This window comes from Bacillus xiapuensis, from assembly GCF_002797355.1.
GTDB classification, from domain to species: domain Bacteria; phylum Bacillota; class Bacilli; order Bacillales; family Domibacillaceae; genus Bacillus_CE; species Bacillus_CE xiapuensis.
The window spans coordinates 246,231-264,551 of record NZ_KZ454940.1 but is presented as its reverse complement, the minus strand read 5'-3'; the positions used below and the strand labels follow the sequence as shown (position 1 = coordinate 264,551).

Here is an 18,321-nt window from a genome sequence, read left to right as displayed (position 1 = left end):
TTTACTTGGCCATGAAAAATCCTTATCAAACGTATTCCAACAACTCCGTCACCACCGCTTCACCAGGTGAATTGACGCTGATGCTGTACAATGGCTGCCTGAAATTTATCCATCAGGCCAAAAAAGCGATCCATGAAAACAATATTGCAGGTAAGAATACGAATATCCAAAAAGCGCAGGCGATCATTCAGGAATTGATGGTGACGCTGAATATGGAGGTAGACCTATCGTCCAATTTGATGTCTTTGTATGATTATTTAAATCGCCGTCTAATTGAAGCCAATGTGAAAAACGACGCGGCGATTTTAGAAGAAGTGGAAGGCTTTGTGACGGAATTTCGCGATGCGTGGAAAGAGGTCATTCAAAAAAATCGTCTCATTCAGCATGGCAGCGCAGGTGGGAAGGCGTAATGTCAGCGGTCAAAGATTGTTTTCGAGTAACGGATGAGCTGTACAGAATCGTTCAAAATCCTCTAGAAGACCGGGAGCGGATGGTCTCCGCTATTGAAGAGCTGCTTGATAAGCGGCAGGCGCTGCTGGCGGAGATCCGTCCGCCCTTTGATGAAGCGGAGCGGAGGCTCGGACAGGAAATGATTCGCCGCAATGCCGTCATTAACGCCAGCTTAAGCAAAATCAAAGAGGATATTCAAAAAGATTTAAAAGGCGTATCAAAGAAAAAAGGCTCCATGAATAAATACACTCGCCCATTTGCGTCCGTGCGTACGGATGGCGTGTTTTACGATAAGAAAAATTAGCCGAAAAAGCTGTCCCTTAGACAAAAGGTTCTAAGGGACAGCTTTCTTTTTTAGGAATTGAATAATTTCAGCGCATCTCCTGCCGACTGATTAATGCGCGAGACGATGAGCTGATCGCTGTTTTGGCGGATATCCTGACTGATATAATTCATCATTTCTTTCGCCATATCCGTATCGACCAGTTTGGATAAGGAAGACGTCAAGTTGGTTTCCTTTACCATCGTGTTCGCCATATGATGTTCGATAGCTTCATAATAAGATCCAATCTTTGTCAGATTTCCTGTTGTTTTAATGATGGCTTCGTCGAGTGTCTGAATTAATTGCTCCGCACTCTCCGATGTTAATACAGACGCCTGTGTCAAGTTAAGGGCGGAAGTGCTCGTATCCACTAAGTCCACGGTAAGCTTCTGACCGGGATTGGCGCCGACCATCAATATGAGAGGAGCGTTCTCTCCCAAAATTTTCTTTGTGTTAAATTCTAGTTTTTGGGCGGTGTCATCAATCGCTTTCAGCAATTCATCAAGCTCCGCTTGACTGGCTTTGCGATCCTCGGCCGTCATCGTTTCATTCGCGCTCATCACCGCTAGCTCGCGCCCCCTTTGCAGCAAGCCATTGACATTGTTGAGTCCTTCATTGGCTGCCTGCAACACCGATAAACCGTCCTGCATATTGCGCTGCGCCTGCGAAAGTCCGCGAACCTGGGCGCGGATTGTTTCGGATACAGCGAGTCCCGCTGCATTGTCGCTGGCTCGCCGAATAGCCAAGCCGGTCGACAGTTTATCAATCGTTTTTTCCATGGTGCGGTCATTTTTTTGGTAGCGGGTGACGGAAAAAGCGATCATCGTTTGGTTATGAAGCTTCATAACTTCACCTCTCTCCTTTGTAAGATCGTAGTCTGTTCTTATATCGGCCTTTTTCACTAAGTTTTCACGGATAGTGTTGATTTTTATGGGAAAAGTCCGATAACAATAAGGAGAAAGGCGGGGAAACCTATGAATGATCAGCGCAGGGTTCATCAATTATATCGCCGAGTTAGTGTCCGGACTGCTCCACCCGAAGAACAGATGATTAACTTGCTGGCTGAAGCAGTCAAAGAAATCCAAAAAGGCAAGCGGGCTATTGAAAATCAAGAGACGCCTGCAAGGAATAAGAGCTTACTAAAGGCCCAGGATTGCGTGCTGCAGCTGATATCCTATGTCAATGATCAATCAAACAAAGGCGAGCGCCTCATTGCTTTATACGGTTATGTAAACCGGCTGTTGATCCGTGCAAATATAGAAAAAAACGGGGATCTTTTGCAGGAAGCGGAAGAATTTTTGCTGAATTTGACAGAGGATTGGAATGAAGCGCTGCGGAACCGTCGGAAGAAGTATAAAGGGGATTTGTTTTAATGAAGAAAGCGGTCAAGAACATCTTGACCGCTTTCTTCATTAAATTTTTATATCAATAAATTGTGAGAACGGCGATGGCTGCTGCAGTTCGCGAATCCGCTTGGCTGGGTCATTGATCACTTCTTGTATTTGTTCTGACACAGCTTGTTCAGCTATTTGCTTGCTGATCAAGACAAATTGGGAAACAGGGCCTTGTCCCACTCCAGCAATAGCACTCATATGAATCCCTCCTTTATCTTTAAACTATAAATACTTCCATGTTTTTTTCCTATTTCCTCCTTAAATCTAGGTATTTTTTTCTATGTTCGTATGTCAAGCAGTAGTTTATTCTTGACTCGCAAAATTTGGGGTGTTTGTTGAAATTTCGACACATGCTTTTTTGAAAACATGCAGGAATTTTTAGAAGAAAGGAGAATAATATATACATAGTCATAGTGAAGGAGGAGTTTACATGATGGATTACAACATTCGTGGTGAAAACATTGAAGTAACTCCGGCGATTCGCGAATACGTCGAGAAAAAGATTGGAAAGCTAGACCGATATTTTAACGAAACACCTAATGCTACTGTCCACGTTAACTTGAAAGTTTATCCTGATAAAAATACAAAAGTTGAAGTTACAATCCCGATGAAGGACTTGGTGCTGCGTGCGGAGGAACGCAACCAGGATATGTACGCCGGCATCGACTTAATCGTCGATAAATTGGAGCGTCAAATCCGCAAGCACAAAACAAAAGTCAACCGCAAATTTCGCGAAAAAGGGGAGTTGCACGAATACTTTGCTTCAGCCAGTGAAACAGCCGCTACGGCCGTTGAAGACGAAGAAGAGTTAGAAATTGTCCGTACAAAACAATTTAACTTGAAACCGATGGACTCAGAAGAAGCCATCCTGCAAATGAATCTTTTAGGCCACAGCTTCTTCATTTACACAGATGCCAAAACAGACGGCACAAACATCGTCTACAAGCGCAAAGACGGCAAATACGGATTAATTGAAACCAACTAAATCAGTGATAAGGGTTCTCTCAGCCGAGAGGACCCTTTTTTCATGATAGAGTGAACCGCGCTCCGCTGTTGAAAAGAAGAACAAAGGCTGCCCGCAAAACGCCCTGCATCGTGCCAGCGTGAGCTCCTCCATTGCTGTTTGGTTTGAAGGGGAATCTACAGCATCTTACTCGCAGGATACATGCCAAACCATTCCGCTGTCAGCCGCGGTATTTTTCCTCCAAGACGCCAGCCCTGGCCTTTAAGTGTTTTTTTACACGGCATCAAATTTTCAGATTAACAGGGCGGTGAACAGGGAACAGTCGATAATAAGAGACGCGACAATATAAAGGAGGAGAGGACAATGCGGAATAAGAAGCTAAAAATGCTGATCAAGTCGATGATGATAGCGGCTGGGGTGAGCGCAGGGGCTTTAGCAGCCCCTGATATACTAGCGCAGGAGTCTTCGGCTGATGAGAAGGAGGAGCTCTCTTATCAGCAGCAATTAGCCATTTGCGAACAAACCTACCAGCAAATCCAAAGAGAAATCGCTAATCTCGATGCCAAAGGGGTAAAGATCACAGAGGAGGACTCTTACGAACAGCGATTGAACACGCTGGCGAAACGCATTTATACGATTAAGTACCAGCTGGCATTGGAGGATGAGGAATCTTTGCAGAAGGAAGCTGAATGGCTCGAGGCCCAAGTGATGACCTTGCTGGAAACTTTGAAGTATGAGCGAATGACTGCACAGTAAACGAGCAAGAGCGGCCTGAAAAAGGCCCGCTCTCTGTTTCTGGTTGACAAGACATGATAAGATAGAAAAAGCGCTAAGTTTTGTCATCCAGAGGAGGAATTAGATTCATGTCAGTTGGACGGAATGAACCATGTCCATGCGGAAGCGGGAAAAAGTATAAAAAATGCTGCGGCAAAGTAGAAGGCTCAGCGATCCATGGGGTGATGCTGGAAGAGCTTGAAAGCTTGCAGCGCGGTCTCATCGATTATGCAATGGAGCACTACTCTCATGCGATGAAGAAGCAGTTCCAGACGCTCTTACATAAATACGAAGTGATTCGAAAAGATCCACAAGTATTTTTAGTCGCTTTTGAAATTTGGTTTATTTTGACGCAGCCTGTCAAGAACGGGCGAACGGTTTTGGAGGAGTATGTGGCGCGCCGCTTGCCGTCGATTAAGCGCGAGCGGACAAGAAATATTTTCAAAATGTGGCCGCAAGCAAGATTTTTGGCGGGCCAGTTAGGAGAAGTTCGAGGAAATGTGTATGAAGTGCAGGATATTCTTTCCGGTGAGATGGTCGCTGTCAGATCCCGTCAGCGGGTGCCGGTCGATCATGCCTTTATCATCGGGGGCGTGCTTCCATTTGAGCAAGAGTACACATTTTTTATGATCGACTTTCATTTTGAAAAAGACAAAGCGGATCAAATGGCATCATGGCTGCTGTCGCAATGTGAACAAGCGCAAGAAAAAGAGGCGCAGGCATATGTCGCGAATCATTTTCTGTTTGTTCTGGACGGGCTGTTCGCAATTTATCATCAAGAACAGGAAGAATCCCTTGATTACAGCGAACTCACGTGGGAAAAAGAATCCCAAGAGAAAACAGCTCATACGCTTCTTCAATTTTTGCAGGAGGAGGCCGTTGAGGAGATGCACCAGCAAAGTGCTGTGCTCTTGTGGCATCTGTACTGCCAGAAAGAAAATCCAACAATCCGCAAGCCGGAAATTTACGTAGGCGCCCTATACTCATTGATGCAAGCTTATCAAATTGCGGGAACGGATCTTACGAATGCTGCTTTAGCAAAACGATTAAGCATATCTGCCCAGAGTTTGTCAAAGCGGGCGAAAGAAATGGAGAATATCCTCAAAAGTAAGCTTCTTGAGCAAGGAGAAAAAGCAGGGAAGCGGTAATTCAAAAAAACGTTCTTCGGAACGTTTTTTTTTGAACGTTTTTCCCGCAGGCGATTCAGTTGTTTCATCGGGGGCAAAATGTTAATATTAAGTAGGAAATTTATGTGTGTTTAGGCTCGTATATTAACTTGTTGAGAGTAAAAAGGAGCGTTCATTTAATGGGTTTATTAGATAAATTATTTGATGCCAATAAACGCGAAGTGAAGCGTTTGGATAAGATAGCACTAAAAATTGAGGAGCTTGCGGACGCCACTGAAAAACTGTCCGATGATGAACTTCGCGCTAAAACGGAAGAATTTAAGGAGCGTTATGCGAAGGGAGAGTCTTTGGATGACTTATTGCCGGAGGCTTTTGCGGTTGTCCGGGAAGGCTCGCGCCGCGTGCTCGGCTTGTACCCTTACCGCGTACAGCTGATGGGGGGCATCGCTCTGCATGAAGGCAATATCGCCGAGATGAAAACAGGGGAAGGAAAAACGCTGACGGCGACAATGCCGGTGTACTTGAACGCGATTGCCGGCAAGGGAGTCCATGTCATCACTGTCAATGAATATCTGGCTTCCCGTGATGCGACAGAAATGGGCGAGCTGTATAATTTTCTCGGCCTCTCTGTCGGATTAAATACGAACAGTCTGACGAAGGAAGAGAAGAAGGCTGCCTACGCTGCAGATATCACTTATGGTACGAATAATGAATTTGGCTTTGACTATTTGCGGGACAATATGGTGCTTTACAAGGAGCATAAAGTGCAGCGTCCCCTTCATTATGCCGTCATCGATGAAGTCGACTCCATCTTAATTGATGAAGCGCGGACGCCGCTCATTATTTCCGGACAAGCTCAAAAGTCAACACAGCTGTACATTCAGGCTAACAGCTTCGTGCGAACGCTGAAGCAGGAAGAGGATTATACGTATGATGTGAAAACGAAAGCTGTTTTATTAACGGAAGAGGGCATTAATAAGGCGGAAAAAGCATTCGGTATTGAAAACCTGTTTGACTTGAAGCACGTCACATTGAATCATCACATTAATCAGGCGTTAAAGGCGCACGTGACCATGCAGCGCGACGTTGACTATGTCGTCCAAGATGAGGAGGTCGTGATCGTTGACCAATTTACCGGACGTCTGATGAAAGGCCGCCGGTATAGTGACGGTCTGCATCAAGCGATAGAAGCGAAGGAAGGCGTGCCGATCCAGAACGAAAGCATGACGATGGCGACGATCACCTTCCAGAACTATTTCCGCATGTATGAAAAGCTGTCAGGTATGACGGGAACGGCGAAAACGGAGGAAGAGGAATTCCGCAATATTTATAATATGAGAGTTATCGCTATTCCAACGAACCGGCCGATTGCCCGTGACGACCGCCCTGATTTGATTTATGCCACTATGAAAGGGAAATTCCATGCGGTTGTAGAGGATATTTACCAGCGCCATCAGCGAAAGCAGCCAGTCCTTGTCGGTACTGTAGCGATTGAAACGTCTGAGCTCATTTCCAGCTTGCTGAAGAAACGCGGTGTCCCGCACAATGTTCTGAACGCGAAGAATCATGGCCGTGAAGCGGAAATTATTAGAGAAGCCGGCCAGCCGGGCGCCGTAACAATCGCTACAAATATGGCCGGGCGCGGTACGGATATCAAGCTTGGCGAGGGAGTAAAGGACTTGGGCGGCTTAGCGGTCATCGGCACCGAGCGTCATGAATCGCGCCGGATTGATAATCAGCTGCGGGGACGTTCCGGACGTCAGGGCGACCCGGGGGTTACACAATTTTATCTGTCTATGGAAGATGAACTGATGCGCCGCTTCGGTTCGGATAATATGAAATCGATGATGACAAAGCTAGGCATGGAGGACAGCGAGCCGATTCAAAGCAAAATGGTCAGCCGGGCGGTGGAGTCAGCTCAAAAGCGGGTGGAAGGCAATAACTTTGATGCCCGCAAACGATTGCTTGAGTACGATGATGTGTTGCGTCAGCAGCGGGAAATCATTTACAAGCAGCGCGATGAAGTGCTGGAATCAGAGAATCTCCGTGAAATCATTGAAGGCATGATCCATACGGTGATCAGCCAGGTGGTTGGCATGCACGTGAACGGAGCCGAGTCAGAGGAGCAATGGAATCTTCAAGGCATAGCCGATTACGCGAACGCCAACCTGCTGCATGAGGGCCAAGTCTCAGCTGACGATTTGCGCGGAAAAGATGCAGATGATCTTATCGCCTTTCTCTTTGACCAGGTGAAAGAACGTTATGATGAAAGAGAAGAGCAGATGGGCGAAGAGCAAACACGCGAGTTTGAGAAGGTCGTGCTTCTGCGGGCCGTTGACTCCAAATGGATCAACCATATTGATGCGATGGATCAGCTGCGCCAGGGCATTCATTTGCGTGCATACGGGCAAAATGATCCGCTTCGCGAATATCAGAATGAAGGCTTTGCGATGTTTGAAAACATGGTCGCAGCCATCAATGAGGAAGCGGCCAAATATGTTATGAAAGCAGAAATCCGCAGTAACCTGGAGCGGCAGGAAGTAGCCAAGGGCCAAGCCGTTAATCCGAAAGAAGAAGGCAAGACTAAAAAGAAACCGGTCCGCAAAGCGCCGGAAGTGGGACGGAACGACCCGTGTCCATGCGGCAGCGGCAAAAAGTATAAAAATTGCTGCGGCGCAGGCAAGTAAAGAAGCGCTGCGGCGGCTTATTGCAGGAAAGAGGCTCCGCTTGAGAGGCGCTGCCTTTTTCCTGCTTGCTGACTACTAAATATGAGGTGTTTATATGGAATTGTTTGAAATACGCAACGAGTTAGATAAAACAGCTAAGAAACTAGCGGACTTTAGGGGGTCTCTTTGACTTAGAAAATAAAGAGGCGCGAATTGCGGCACTGGAGGATGAAATGCTGCATCCCGGCTTTTGGGACGATCAGCAGGCAGCTCAGGTGGTCATTAACGAGTCTAACAGCTTAAAGGAAATCGTAAATGGCTATAATGAGCTGGTGGAAACGCAGGAAAATTTAGATGTGACGCACGAGCTGGTCAAGGAAGAAGCGGATGCGGAGCTGCAAGCGGAACTGGAGAAAGAGCTGGAAGAATTCTCAAAGAAAATCAATGATTTCGAATTGCAGCTGCTTTTAAATGAGCCGCATGATAAGAACAACGCGATTCTGGAGCTGCATCCCGGAGCGGGCGGAACGGAGTCTCAGGATTGGGGCTCCATGCTGCTGCGCATGTATACAAGATGGGGAGAGAAGCAGGGCTTCAAGGTGGAAACGCTGGATTATCTTCCGGGAGATGAAGCGGGAATCAAAAGCGTCACACTCTTATTTAAAGGGCATAATGCCTATGGCTATTTAAAGGCAGAAAAAGGCGTTCATCGCCTAGTGCGGATCTCTCCTTTTGATTCTTCAGGCCGCCGCCACACCTCTTTCGTATCCTGTGAAGTGACGCCGGAATTCAATGAGGATATTGAAATTGACATCCGGACAGAAGATATCAAAATCGATACGTACCGGGCAAGCGGAGCGGGCGGCCAGCACGTCAACACAACGGATTCCGCGGTCCGCATTACCCACTTGCCGACGAATGTGGTGGTCACTTGCCAGTCTGAACGGTCGCAAATTAAAAACCGCGAGCAGGCAATGAAAATGCTGAAAGCCAAGTTGTATCAGAAGAAATTAGAAGAGAAAGAAGCGGAGCTTGCGGAGATCCGCGGGGAGCAGAAAGATATCGGCTGGGGAAGCCAGATCCGTTCTTACGTGTTCCATCCGTACTCCATGGTGAAAGATCACCGGACCAATGAAGAAACTGGAAACGTCCAAGCGGTTATGGATGGGGAGATTACTCCATTCATCAATGCCTATTTGCGCTCCCGTCTTTAATCTTTTGATGGAGCTGAGCAGAGAATGGCAGCCCAGCTTGAAAATTAAAAGCCCGCGAATGCTGTCCAATCAGCATTCGCGGGCTTTTTGCTTAGATGCATTTGACTCAAAGAGGGCATCCCGTTCACTCTCGGCCCACCTCGAAAAGGGTGCTGAGCTCTGCTTCTGAATAATTGCTGTTATTCGCCCAAGAGGAAAGTTCGGAGACGTGGGGCCGGCTCCAATATTCTTTTTCAATTTGCTTAGCGGCGGCTAAGTGGTCAATAAACATCAGCTTGAACGGTTCATCGCTCCATAAATCCCAGTTTTGTCCATCTGCCAAATATAATTCGTAATACCCGTAATACGCGCCCTCATCGTACTCATAGCCGAGTTCAAGAAAGTCAACGGCTTTCCAGCTGTAGCGCTTTTGGTCTGTGTCCCAGAAAGGAGACACCAGAATTTCTTCTTCCGTAATAGCGATCGAATGATGCATCGCTAAATAGACAAACGGAAGCAAGAGCAGATGAACACCCCCCATCCAAAGGAATAAGCGGACGGATCGCTTTTCTTGGCGGCGCTTCAGAAAAGCGATCAGCTGCTTCAACAGCAGCAGACAAGAGAGAGCCAAAACAACAGAATAGCCTAAAAGAAGGCTATCGCTCCAAGTGCTCCGCAGGAAATACAGATAAGGAGATGAAGGCTGCAGAGAGTCAGCCATCTCCAGAAGAAAAATGTAGCAGGCTGCACTTATTACCTCCGGCTGTTCTTTTATCCTGCATGAAGTTCTCCCGCTTCAAGAATGAAAAGGAAGAGGGACCAACAATTTAGTGCACGATGCAGGGGACAAAGGCGCTGCAGCCTTTGTTATTCTATCCAGCACCGGGAGCAAAAGCAAACTCCCACGCCGGAAGGTTCATTTTATTATACAAAATAGGAAAATAATCTCTCTATCCGCCGAAAGTCCAATCTTCCCGTTTAATTAGACTGAAGGTGGGGAAACTAGAAACTGTCTACTCAGCCAGCATGGAGCCTATCGCTGCGCTTGCTCTGCGGCTGGTTCATGTTTTAAAACATGGCAGGTTTGGTATAATAGAATCGGATGGCATACTTTTTCTTTAGGAGGAGAGAAAATGAAATTCAAGAAATCATTGCTAGCCCTGTTAATGGGATCTTCCGTTGCGCTGGCAGCATGCGGCGGCGGAGACGAAGGCGCGAATAAGCCAAAGGAAGATAACAATAACGCGGGCAAGGAAACAGCAGCAGCCGATGGAGAAGCTGTATATAAGCAAAGTTGTGTCAGCTGTCACGGTGAAAACCTTGAAGGCAGCGTAGGTCCTGCTTTAGATAAAATCGGATCAAAAATGAGCGAACAAGAGATTCGCGATGTGATTAAGAAGGGACAAGGTTCGATGCCTCCAAACGTCGTTGAAGGGGCAGAAGCCGATGCAGTGGCGAAATGGTTGGCAGAAAAGAAATAAAGACAGTGAGCACCAGCTTTTGAGCTGGTGTTTTTTTTTGAATTATGTCGAATTTTACAAGGAATGTAATCACTGCCATCATTGGAAGCAGTCCATTTCCCCCTCCTATACCTAACAGAAAAAGGTCGAATATATTACAGATGAAAATAAAATGTAATATAGTTTTTCCTTAATATTCGCGGAATCAGTGATATAATAAGTCTGGATTTGCAAGAAAGAAACGGAAGTCTTCCGTTTTTTCTCTGCAAGTGAATGATTAAATAAATGTTAGGTGATTCCATGATAGATATGAAAGGTGTGACAAAGAAGTATCCCAATGGCGTAACGGCTCTGCATGATATTGATGTGTCAATTAAACAGGGCGAATTCTTGTACGTAGTCGGGCCGAGCGGCGCAGGAAAATCAACCTTCATTAAGATGATGTACCGCGAAGAAAAGCCAACGAACGGGAAAATTGTCGTTAACGGGATCAATTTGTCTACATTAAAAAACAAAGACGTGCCATTTTTGCGCCGGCAAGTCGGAGTGGTTTTTCAGGATTTCAAGCTGCTTCCTACCTTAACGGTGTACGAAAACGTGGCGTTTGCGATGGAAGTTATTGAAGAAAGTCCAGACAAGATAAAAAAGCGAGTGATGGAAGTGCTTGATCTCGTCGGTCTGAAGAATAAAGCGAGAATGCTTCCGGACGAATTGTCAGGGGGAGAGCAGCAGCGCGTATCGATCGCTCGTTCCATTGTCAATAAACCGAAAGTTGTGATTGCTGATGAGCCGACTGGGAATCTTGATCCAGAGACCTCTTGGGATATTATGAGTATCTTTCAGGAAATTAATGGACAGGGAACGACGCTGGTGATGGCTACGCATAATAAAGAGATCGTCAACACGATTCGCCATCGGGTGCTGGCAATAGAAAGCGGGCGCATCGTTCGGGATGAACAGCGGGGTGATTACGGCTATGAAATCTAATACGATCCGTCGCCATTTTCGGGAAAGCTTTAAAAATCTGCGGCGCAACGGCTGGATGACATTTGCCGCCATCTCTGCCGTTACAGTGACGTTACTGCTGGTTGGCGTATTCTTAGTCGTTATGCTGAACATGAATAAAGTGGCTTCCGATATTGAAAATGATGTCGAAGTCCGAGTGCATATTGATTTAAATACGACGGATGAGGAGCAGGCTGCGCTGAAGCAGCAGCTGAAGAATCTGCCTGAAGTCAAAAGTGTCGCGTATTCTTCTAAGGAACAAGAGCTGCAGAATTTGATTGAAGATCTCGGCAAGGACTTCTCCACATTTAAGCAGGACAACCCTTTATACGACGTATTTATTGTCAAAACGAAGCGTCCGGCTGACACGCCGAAGGTTGCGAAGAAAGTCATGAAGCTCGATTTTGTGGAAGATGCGATTTACGGAGAAAAGAAAGTCGAAAAACTATTTAATTTCATTCATACAAGCCGCAATGTCGGCCTAGTATTAATCATTGGTTTGCTGTTTACGGCGATGTTTTTAATTTCCAATACGATTAAAATGACGATTTTTGCCCGCCGCAAAGAAATTGAGATTATGAAATTGGTAGGAGCGACCAATTGGTTTATTCGCTGGCCATTTTTGCTGGAAGGCTTATGGCTTGGTCTGCTCGGTTCACTGCTGCCGATTGCCGCCGTCGCCATCGGTTACTACTACACAGCCGAAGCGATAGCCGCCCGCATGCAAGGGCATTTCATCCAGTTGCTGGATTACTTTCCATTCACGCTTCAAATCAGCAGCATTCTCTTGCTGATCGGCGCTTTTATCGGCATGTGGGGAAGCATGATGTCTGTGCGCAAGTTTTTAAAAGTTTAAGAGATTGTAAACGAGAGAGAAAAATATTGATATGGGGAAGAAAGGAGAATTTCGGTTTGAAGAAACGCGTGGGTCTTACGGTAGCTTTAGCTACTTCACTTAGCATCGGAAGTTCATTAGGAATGACAGCGGAGCAAGCTTTGGCCGCGAATGTATCTGATCTTGAAAATCGTCAAAGCCAACTGGAGAATAAACGTTCAGCTGTGCAGCAGAGCATCAATGAAAAAAGCCAAAAGATTTTGGAGTTGCGCAGCCAGCAGAGCAAGCTGACTAAAGAGTTAGAAAAGCTGGATAAAGCCATTACCAAGGCAGCCACCAGCATTCGCGAGAAGCAAGAGGAAGTTGCTAAGACAAAAAAAGATATTGAAAAGCTGAAGAAAGAAATTAAACAGCTGAAAGAGCAAATTGCCGAACGGAATGTCGTTTTAAAACAGCGCGCCCGTTCGCTTCAGGAAAACGGAGGGTCTGCCAGCTATATTGATGTGCTGCTTGGAGCGAAAAGCTTCGGTGATTTCATCAATCGGGCCACAGCCGCAACAAAGCTTGTCAATGCCGATAAAGAGATTCTAGAAGATCAGGAAAAGGATAAAAAGAAGCTTGAAAAAAGCGAAAAAGAAGTCGAGAAGAAGCTGAACGGCCTTGAAGAGATGCTTGAAGAGCTTGAACAATCCAAAGCGGGTCTGGAAGAGAAAAAGTCGATTAAAGACCGCGTGATGCAGCAAGTCTCTAAAGAGCAAAAGGACGCATATAATCAAAAGTTGAGCCTTGAAGAGGAACGGGAGCTGCTGGCTTCTCAAGAAGCAGCTATTAAAGCTTCGCTTGCTTCAGAGAAAGCGCGGATAGCGAAGGAACAACGGGAGCGGGCAGCGCGTGCCAGCGCGCCAAAAGCAAGCGCCGGCTCATCGTCTGAAGGTTCAGGTTCATCTGATGGGTCGCCTGCTGTTCAGCGCTCGAATGATGCCCCGGCTGTTTCTGGAGGCAGCTTTATGCGGCCAGCTCAAGGAATCGTTTCTTCCGGATATGGCATGAGAAGTCTTGGCAACCATAAAGGCATCGATATCGCCAACACCGTCAGCGTGCCAATTGTGGCCGCTGCGGATGGACAGGTGATTCGCTCTTATTATTCCAATTCCTATGGAAATGCGATTTTCATCTCCCACAATATTAATGGCAAGGTATATACGACGGTATACGCTCATATGTCTGAACGTGTTGTTCAGGGCGGAAGCGTCTCTAAGGGCCAAGTCATCGGCTACATGGGAAATACAGGACAATCAACCGGTCAGCATTTACACTTTGAGATTCACGAAGGACCATGGACAGTGTCTAAACAACACGCCGTGGATCCCCGCAAATATGTAAACTTTTAATGAGTAGGCTGCCGGCATGCGGTTCTTGACAGAATTGCGTGCCGGCGGCTTTCTGTTTTCTGGGGCATTCGCCCACGCAAAGTCTCACCTCTTACATACATTGTAATTGTAAGTGAAAGGGGAGGTGTAGCAAATGAGTTGCGGATACGGAGCTGGTTTCGCGCTAATCGTTGTATTGTTCATTTTGTTAATTATCGTCGGTGCAGCCTACATTGGCTGGGGTTACTAAGCATAAGAGCCATATGAAAAAAGGGTCTGCCACTAGGCGGGCTCTTTTTGGTTAAGGGAATGGACGAGAAAGCTTCCATAGGGTATGATGATACCTAGTTAGGTATATAATAAGGAGGAAAGTGGCAAATGATGCTATTTTCATGTTTGAGGAATAAAATAATATGAATTGGATAACTGTTGGAAGCTTGACTGTGCCCATCGCTCAGCTTGCACTTGGGCTTGCATTTGCCATCGCGGCCTGTTATCTTTGGCTGACAAAAAAGCAGGCCTTGTTAGACGTGTACGGAAATGCGGTGCTGCTGTTCATTCTAGTCTGGAAGCTGAGCGTCCTTGTTTTTAGTTTCGAGCTGATTGTACAAGCACCGTTATCCTTGCTGTATTTTAATGGGGGAAAGCAAGGGTTTTGGCTTGCCATGGCAGCTGTTTTTCTCTATCTTGCTTGGAAGGGGCCGACAGTTCCATGGAAGCAAACTATAAAATTATGGATGGCTGTGATGGTGCTATATGAAATACTAGTGCCGCTGATTTATGGACATGTTGGATGGGAGGTTTGGGTTCGTCTGGCAGGGGGAGCCTTCTTCATTGGCTGGCGGGCTTTAAGCTTTCTCCAAGCATTATCTTTATTTACTCTATGGCAACTGCTGTTTGAATCTTTAACTGATGGATTGTTCTCGACGAATGGCTGGGTGTACATCGCTGTCGCTATATTTTTTGGAATGATAAGAAGGAGGAGACAGATTGAATAAAAAGTGGTTTGGTTTCGCACTGCTAGTATTGCTGATTGGCATTGCCGCGGTCAACATCGTAAAAGATCGACAGGACAATACAGATTTAGACAGCGCCGGCATGAAGATCACGAAAGATTCCGCCCTGGCCGGTCAAGATTTTGGCATCGGCCAGGGAGAGAAGGCGCCGGATTTCACTCTGCGCACATTGGATGGGCAAAAAGTCTCGCTGTCCGATTACGAAGGGAAGAAGATTATCTTGAATTTTTGGGCTACATGGTGTCCGCCGTGCAAAGCGGAGATGCCCCATATGCAAAGTTATTATCAAGAAGAAGCGAAGCAGAATAACGTGGAAATTCTTGCGGTGAATTTAACGGAAAATGACAAAGGCCCAAAAGCCATTGCAGCATTCGCAAGACAGTACGAATTGACTTTTCCGGTACTGCTGGATGAGAAAGGAACGGTCGGCAAGGAATATCAAGCTTTTACCATCCCGACGACGTATATTTTAAACAGCGATCTCACCGTTCATCAGAAAATTATCGGCCCGATGGATAAAAAAATGATGAAGCAGCTGGTGAGCGAGCTGAAATGAGCGATTCAATCATAACTTGTCCTCCCGCTTCATACAGTGTACAAAGGAGGCTGTCTCAGCGAGATCTTAGCGGATCCTTCGGGACAGCTTTTTTGATTAGCTTTCCATATTGGAGGGGGCAAAACAGTGAAGAAAAAATGGATTGCAGCTATCACGGCGGCTTCTTTTCTCACCGGTGCAGGCGGAATGTATGCCGGAATCGCTGCTTGGGAGGCGGGAGAGGAGCCGGCGCAGCCGAGGAAAGAACAGGGGGAAGTGCCGCCAGGGGAGGCCAAACTGCCGGACGAGCTTCACAAGGTCCAGACAGCTTACAAAGTGATTTCTGACCAGTATGTAGACGAGGTGAACCGCACGGATCTTGTGGAAGGAGCGATTGATGGGATGGTGGGCTCCTTGAAGGATCCGTACTCTGTCTATATGGACGCCGATACGGTTAAGCAGTTTGAGGATTCACTCGGATCTTCATTTGACGGCATTGGAGCGGAGATTACGATTGAGGACGGCAAGCTGATCATCGTCGCTCCTGTGAAAGACTCCCCGGCTGAGGAGGCCGGACTGAAACCGAAGGATCAAATTGTCGCTATTGACGGCAAGTCCGTAAATGGCATGACGATGTTTGAAGCGATGAAGAAAATCCGCGGCAAGAAAGGAACGAGTGTTACCCTCGGCATTATTCGCCAAGGACTGTCCAAGCCGCTTAAAGTGAAAGTGAAGAGAAGCGAAATTCCGATTGAAACGGTCGAAGCGAAGGTGAAAAAGAAGAAGGGCCAGCCGATCGGCCTTATTGAAATCACTTCCTTCTCCGAAAATACCGCGAAGGATTTCAAGCGCGAGCTAAAAAGACTGGAACAAAAAGAGGTGACCGGTCTTTTGATTGATGTGCGCGGCAATCCGGGCGGCTTCTTGGATAGCGTCCAGGAAATATTGAAGGAGCTGGTCACTGAGAATAAGGCCTATATGCAAATTGAAGAAAAAGGCGGACGGAAGCTTCCTTTTTTTACTGAAACAAAACAGGTGAAGCCTTATCCGATTGCTGTGCTGACAGATGAAGGCAGTGCATCTGCTTCTGAGATTCTGGCTGCTGCCTTGAAGGAAGCAGAAGGCTATCCGATCATCGGGGAAGCAAGCTTCGGAAAGGGAACGGTTCAGCAGCCGGTTGCTCTCGGCGACGGCAGCAACCTCAAGCTTACGACGCACAAATGGCTGACACCAAACGGGAATTGGATTCACCAAAAAGGCATACAGCCTGATATAGAAGTGAAACAGCCTGCTTATTTCAATGCTCATCCCTTGCAGATCACCAAGCCTTTGGAGCGGGAAATGATTGATGATAATGTCAAAAGCGCGCAAATGATGCTAAAAGGCCTTGGCTATGGGCCCGGGCGGACGGATGGCTACTTTAGCGAAGAAACCGAACAAGCTGTGCGCGCCCTGCAGCTGCAGGCCAAAACGAAACAAACTGGAGTCATAGATCAGCGGACAGCCGACTATCTTGAACAAGCATGGCTCGAAGAAATTCAAAAAGACAAAAACGACGTGCAGCTGCAAGCCGCTCTCATGTACTTAAGCGACAAGCAAAAAAACCGGCGGCGAAGTTGAAGAGAAGCGGAAATGACCGAAGAACCATCCGGCTCCCTCAGCACTTAGCACGCCGCATATAAGATGCCGCAATCCTTCCCCTTCCAGAATGGAATGGGGAAGCGAAAGTCAAAGCGGGAGAAAACAGTCACTGAATGTTCGCAGCAGCCTGATGTGTTGCCTTTGCTCTTCTTTTCAGCAGCGGGGATGTGAGAACGGCCCTGCTGTTTGGAGTATCCCTTTATAACTATTCCCGCTTTCTCTTTTTTTTTGGTACAATATTTAGTAAACTGCTAGGAAAGTAAGGTTGGTGACGCCGTGGTACAAGATTGGTTAATCGGTCTGCTTGCGGGCCTTGGAAAATTGTTGATACATCCGCTTCTATACTTTTCACTTATGCTGGCGTTTGTGGTTGGCATGCTTCGCGTGAACAGAGAGCGCAAAGATTTTGATACGTGCGTGCATGATATTTATCAGGAAATCCGAGGGCTTTTTCCTTTTGGTTTGCTGCTCGGTCTCGCTGTTTCGGCGGTGACGCTGCTTGCGGGTTTAACGGTGCCGGTTGAGACGCTCAATTTTGTGGCGGCGGCCACGGTCATATTAAGCATCGGCGGTTTCCGTTTTTTATCTCCTGCATGGACGATCGGACTTGTTTTTTTCCTTTTGCTGTTGTCAGAGACAAACGGCTGGGCATTCATTCCTCATGGCGGTTTGTCACTTTCAGGCCTATTGCAGACGCTGGCTGTTTTAGCAGCTTTGCTCGTCATAGCGGAAGGCTTGCTGATCCTGAACAGAGGGTGGCAAGACCCATCGCCGCGCCTGGTGAAAAGTCCGCGCGGCTTAAAGATGGGAGTCCAGCTGGCGCAGCGCTTATGGCTTGTTCCTGTTTTTCTTGTGCTGCCGGCCGGTGATCTAGAGGCCCCGCAGTCTTGGTGGCCCATGATATCCATTGGCGCAGAAAGCTATGCGCTCGTTTGCTTCCCGTTTTTAATCGGGTTTGCCCAACTGGTGAAAAGCACGCTGCCGAAATTGGCGGTGAAGGCAACCGGGAAAGGAGTAATCGCTGCTGGTGCGACAGCACTGCTTCTCGCGGCCGCTGCCTATTGGTTGCCTTTCTTGGCCATCGTCAGCATGCTCTTTGTGATCGGCAGCCGGATATGGATTTCATGGCGCCATTACTCTTATGAGAGAGCGCGCCACTACTTTTTCACGCCGCAGCCGAAAGGCATGATGATTCTCGGCGTAATCCCTTATTCACCCGCCAGCAAAATGGGTCTTGAACTAGGAGAAATCATTTATAAAGTCAACGGCACGCCTGTCCAGAGCGAGATTGAGTTTTATGAAGCGCTGCAGCGCAATGCCGCTTACTGCAAGTTGGAGGTCGTGGATGTGAACGGCCAGCTCCGTTTCGTTCAAGGCTCGCTTTACGAAGGGGAGCATCATGAATTAGGTTTGATTTTAGCCGTGGAAGAAAAAAAGTTTGAAGATGTCGAAAAGCTGCTGTAATTCATGCGGTGGAGGAAGCGGAAGACGGGGAGGGCTTCTTCGTCTTCTTCAATTCAAAGATTAGACTCTTTCCAGATTCTTGCCTATACTGAATGAAAGAAGGAT

General features: G+C 47.0%; 20 protein-coding genes. 17 read left to right on the top strand and 3 right to left on the bottom strand.

Features of this window, described 5'->3' with window-relative positions; all coding sequences use genetic code 11:
* The first annotated feature begins 5 nt into the window (after positions 1-5).
* Positions 6-410: a flagellar export chaperone FliS gene (fliS, locus tag CEF20_RS12965; RefSeq protein WP_100332341.1), complete on the top strand. Its 405-nt coding sequence runs from the start codon at positions 6-8 to the stop codon at positions 408-410.
* Complete coding sequence (locus tag CEF20_RS12960; RefSeq protein ID WP_100332340.1) at positions 410-754, top strand: flagellar protein FliT; 345 nt, start codon at positions 410-412, stop codon at positions 752-754. Before fliS (CEF20_RS12965) ends, CEF20_RS12960 begins: the two co-directional genes overlap by 1 nt.
* A gap of 50 nt (positions 755-804) precedes the next feature.
* Here CEF20_RS12960 and CEF20_RS12955 read toward each other — a convergent pair whose 3' ends face one another.
* Positions 805-1,617, bottom strand: coding sequence for a flagellin (locus CEF20_RS12955; protein ID WP_100332339.1), 813 nt, complete (start codon positions 1,615-1,617; stop codon positions 805-807).
* 129 nt (positions 1,618-1,746) lie between these two features.
* Between CEF20_RS12955 and fliS (CEF20_RS12950) the strand changes: the two genes are divergently transcribed.
* Positions 1,747-2,145, top strand: a complete 399-nt coding sequence (gene fliS / locus CEF20_RS12950) for a flagellar export chaperone FliS (protein WP_100332338.1) — start codon at positions 1,747-1,749, stop codon at positions 2,143-2,145.
* 39 nt (positions 2,146-2,184) lie between these two features.
* Here the strand turns inward: fliS (CEF20_RS12950) and CEF20_RS12945 are convergent, their stop codons facing one another.
* Positions 2,185-2,364 carry a hypothetical protein gene (locus tag CEF20_RS12945; protein WP_100332337.1) on the bottom strand — a complete coding sequence of 60 codons (180 nt, stop codon included), beginning with the start codon at positions 2,362-2,364 and terminating at the stop codon, positions 2,185-2,187.
* A gap of 232 nt (positions 2,365-2,596) precedes the next feature.
* On the opposite strand from CEF20_RS12945, the gene hpf reads away from it, so the two are divergent.
* The 5 genes from hpf to prfB all read left to right on the top strand — a co-directional run bounded on the left by hpf (position 2,597) and on the right by prfB (position 8,911).
* Positions 2,597-3,151, top strand: a complete 555-nt coding sequence (gene hpf, locus CEF20_RS12940) for a ribosome hibernation-promoting factor, HPF/YfiA family (RefSeq protein WP_100332336.1) — start codon at positions 2,597-2,599, stop codon at positions 3,149-3,151.
* 342 nt (positions 3,152-3,493) lie between these two features.
* Positions 3,494-3,886 (top strand): hypothetical protein, encoded by a 393-nt coding sequence (locus tag CEF20_RS12935; protein WP_100332335.1) that lies wholly within the window; start codon positions 3,494-3,496, stop codon positions 3,884-3,886.
* A 107-nt stretch (positions 3,887-3,993) separates the two neighbouring features.
* Complete coding sequence (locus tag CEF20_RS12930; RefSeq protein WP_100332334.1) at positions 3,994-5,052, top strand: SEC-C metal-binding domain-containing protein; 1,059 nt, start codon at positions 3,994-3,996, stop codon at positions 5,050-5,052.
* Positions 5,053-5,210: 158 nt separating this feature from the next.
* Positions 5,211-7,718, top strand: coding sequence for a preprotein translocase subunit SecA (gene secA / locus CEF20_RS12925; protein WP_100332333.1), 2,508 nt, complete (start codon positions 5,211-5,213; stop codon positions 7,716-7,718).
* A 94-nt stretch (positions 7,719-7,812) separates the two neighbouring features.
* Positions 7,813-8,911, top strand: a protein-coding gene (gene prfB, locus CEF20_RS12920; protein ID WP_100332332.1) for a peptide chain release factor 2 whose coding sequence is annotated in 2 segments (ribosomal slippage) — positions 7,813-7,884 and positions 7,886-8,911 — 1,098 coding nt in all. Because the reading frame shifts where the segments join, the coding sequence is not laid out codon by codon here.
* Between the two features lie 124 nt (positions 8,912-9,035).
* On the opposite strand, the gene CEF20_RS12915 is transcribed toward prfB, so the two are convergent.
* Positions 9,036-9,521 carry a hypothetical protein gene (locus CEF20_RS12915; RefSeq protein WP_157796280.1) on the bottom strand — a complete coding sequence of 162 codons (486 nt, stop codon included), beginning with the start codon at positions 9,519-9,521 and terminating at the stop codon, positions 9,036-9,038.
* 502 nt (positions 9,522-10,023) lie between these two features.
* On the opposite strand from CEF20_RS12915, the gene cccB reads away from it, so the two are divergent.
* From cccB to CEF20_RS12870, 9 genes are all read left to right on the top strand, one after another.
* Positions 10,024-10,371, top strand: coding sequence for a cytochrome c551 (cccB, locus tag CEF20_RS12910; protein ID WP_100332330.1), 348 nt, complete (start codon positions 10,024-10,026; stop codon positions 10,369-10,371).
* Positions 10,372-10,650: 279 nt separating this feature from the next.
* Entirely contained in the window at positions 10,651-11,337 is a 687-nt protein-coding gene (gene ftsE, locus CEF20_RS12905) for a cell division ATP-binding protein FtsE (protein ID WP_100332329.1), read from the top strand.
* Complete coding sequence (gene ftsX, locus CEF20_RS12900) at positions 11,327-12,211, top strand: permease-like cell division protein FtsX (protein WP_100332328.1); 885 nt, start codon at positions 11,327-11,329, stop codon at positions 12,209-12,211. Before ftsE ends, ftsX begins: the two co-directional genes overlap by 11 nt.
* A 56-nt stretch (positions 12,212-12,267) precedes the next feature.
* The gene (locus CEF20_RS12895) at positions 12,268-13,581 is read left to right on the top strand and encodes a murein hydrolase activator EnvC family protein (RefSeq protein ID WP_232713520.1); all 1,314 of its coding nucleotides are present in this window, start codon (positions 12,268-12,270) and stop codon (positions 13,579-13,581) included.
* Between the two features lie 133 nt (positions 13,582-13,714).
* Positions 13,715-13,810 (top strand): YjcZ family sporulation protein, encoded by a 96-nt coding sequence (locus CEF20_RS12890; protein ID WP_100332327.1) that lies wholly within the window; start codon positions 13,715-13,717, stop codon positions 13,808-13,810.
* A gap of 163 nt (positions 13,811-13,973) precedes the next feature.
* Positions 13,974-14,558: a hypothetical protein gene (locus CEF20_RS12885; RefSeq protein ID WP_100332326.1), complete on the top strand. Its 585-nt coding sequence runs from the start codon at positions 13,974-13,976 to the stop codon at positions 14,556-14,558.
* Positions 14,551-15,132 carry a peroxiredoxin family protein gene (locus CEF20_RS12880; protein WP_198508531.1) on the top strand — a complete coding sequence of 194 codons (582 nt, stop codon included), beginning with the start codon at positions 14,551-14,553 and terminating at the stop codon, positions 15,130-15,132. The genes CEF20_RS12885 and CEF20_RS12880 overlap by 8 nt, the downstream gene beginning before the upstream one ends.
* A 126-nt stretch (positions 15,133-15,258) precedes the next feature.
* Complete coding sequence (locus CEF20_RS12875) at positions 15,259-16,731, top strand: S41 family peptidase (protein WP_100332325.1); 1,473 nt, start codon at positions 15,259-15,261, stop codon at positions 16,729-16,731.
* Positions 16,732-17,028: 297 nt separating this feature from the next.
* Positions 17,029-18,216, top strand: a complete 1,188-nt coding sequence (locus CEF20_RS12870) for a PDZ domain-containing protein (RefSeq protein ID WP_100332324.1) — start codon at positions 17,029-17,031, stop codon at positions 18,214-18,216.
* Positions 18,217-18,321 lie beyond the last annotated feature (105 nt).

What these genes read in the sequence shown, in the direction of transcription:
- CEF20_RS12930 (WP_100332334.1), top strand. Translation starts at nt 3,994, where the DNA reads ATGTCAGTTGGACGGAATGAACCATGTCCATGCGGAAGCGGGAAAAAG.
- cccB (WP_100332330.1), top strand. Translation starts at nt 10,024, where the DNA reads ATGAAATTCAAGAAATCATTGCTAGCCCTGTTAATGGGATCTTCCGTT.
- CEF20_RS12955 (WP_100332339.1), bottom strand. Translation starts at nt 1,617, where the DNA reads ATGAAGCTTCATAACCAAACGATGATCGCTTTTTCCGTCACCCGCTAC.
- secA (WP_100332333.1), top strand. Translation starts at nt 5,211, where the DNA reads ATGGGTTTATTAGATAAATTATTTGATGCCAATAAACGCGAAGTGAAG.
- CEF20_RS12890 (WP_100332327.1), top strand. Translation starts at nt 13,715, where the DNA reads ATGAGTTGCGGATACGGAGCTGGTTTCGCGCTAATCGTTGTATTGTTC.
- ftsE (WP_100332329.1), top strand. Translation starts at nt 10,651, where the DNA reads ATGATAGATATGAAAGGTGTGACAAAGAAGTATCCCAATGGCGTAACG.
- CEF20_RS12960 (WP_100332340.1), top strand. Translation starts at nt 410, where the DNA reads ATGTCAGCGGTCAAAGATTGTTTTCGAGTAACGGATGAGCTGTACAGA.
- CEF20_RS12885 (WP_100332326.1), top strand. Translation starts at nt 13,974, where the DNA reads ATGAATTGGATAACTGTTGGAAGCTTGACTGTGCCCATCGCTCAGCTT.
- CEF20_RS12935 (WP_100332335.1), top strand. Translation starts at nt 3,494, where the DNA reads ATGCGGAATAAGAAGCTAAAAATGCTGATCAAGTCGATGATGATAGCG.
- ftsX (WP_100332328.1), top strand. Translation starts at nt 11,327, where the DNA reads ATGAAATCTAATACGATCCGTCGCCATTTTCGGGAAAGCTTTAAAAAT.
- hpf (WP_100332336.1), top strand. Translation starts at nt 2,597, where the DNA reads ATGATGGATTACAACATTCGTGGTGAAAACATTGAAGTAACTCCGGCG.
- CEF20_RS12945 (WP_100332337.1), bottom strand. Translation starts at nt 2,364, where the DNA reads ATGAGTGCTATTGCTGGAGTGGGACAAGGCCCTGTTTCCCAATTTGTC.
- fliS (WP_100332338.1), top strand. Translation starts at nt 1,747, where the DNA reads ATGAATGATCAGCGCAGGGTTCATCAATTATATCGCCGAGTTAGTGTC.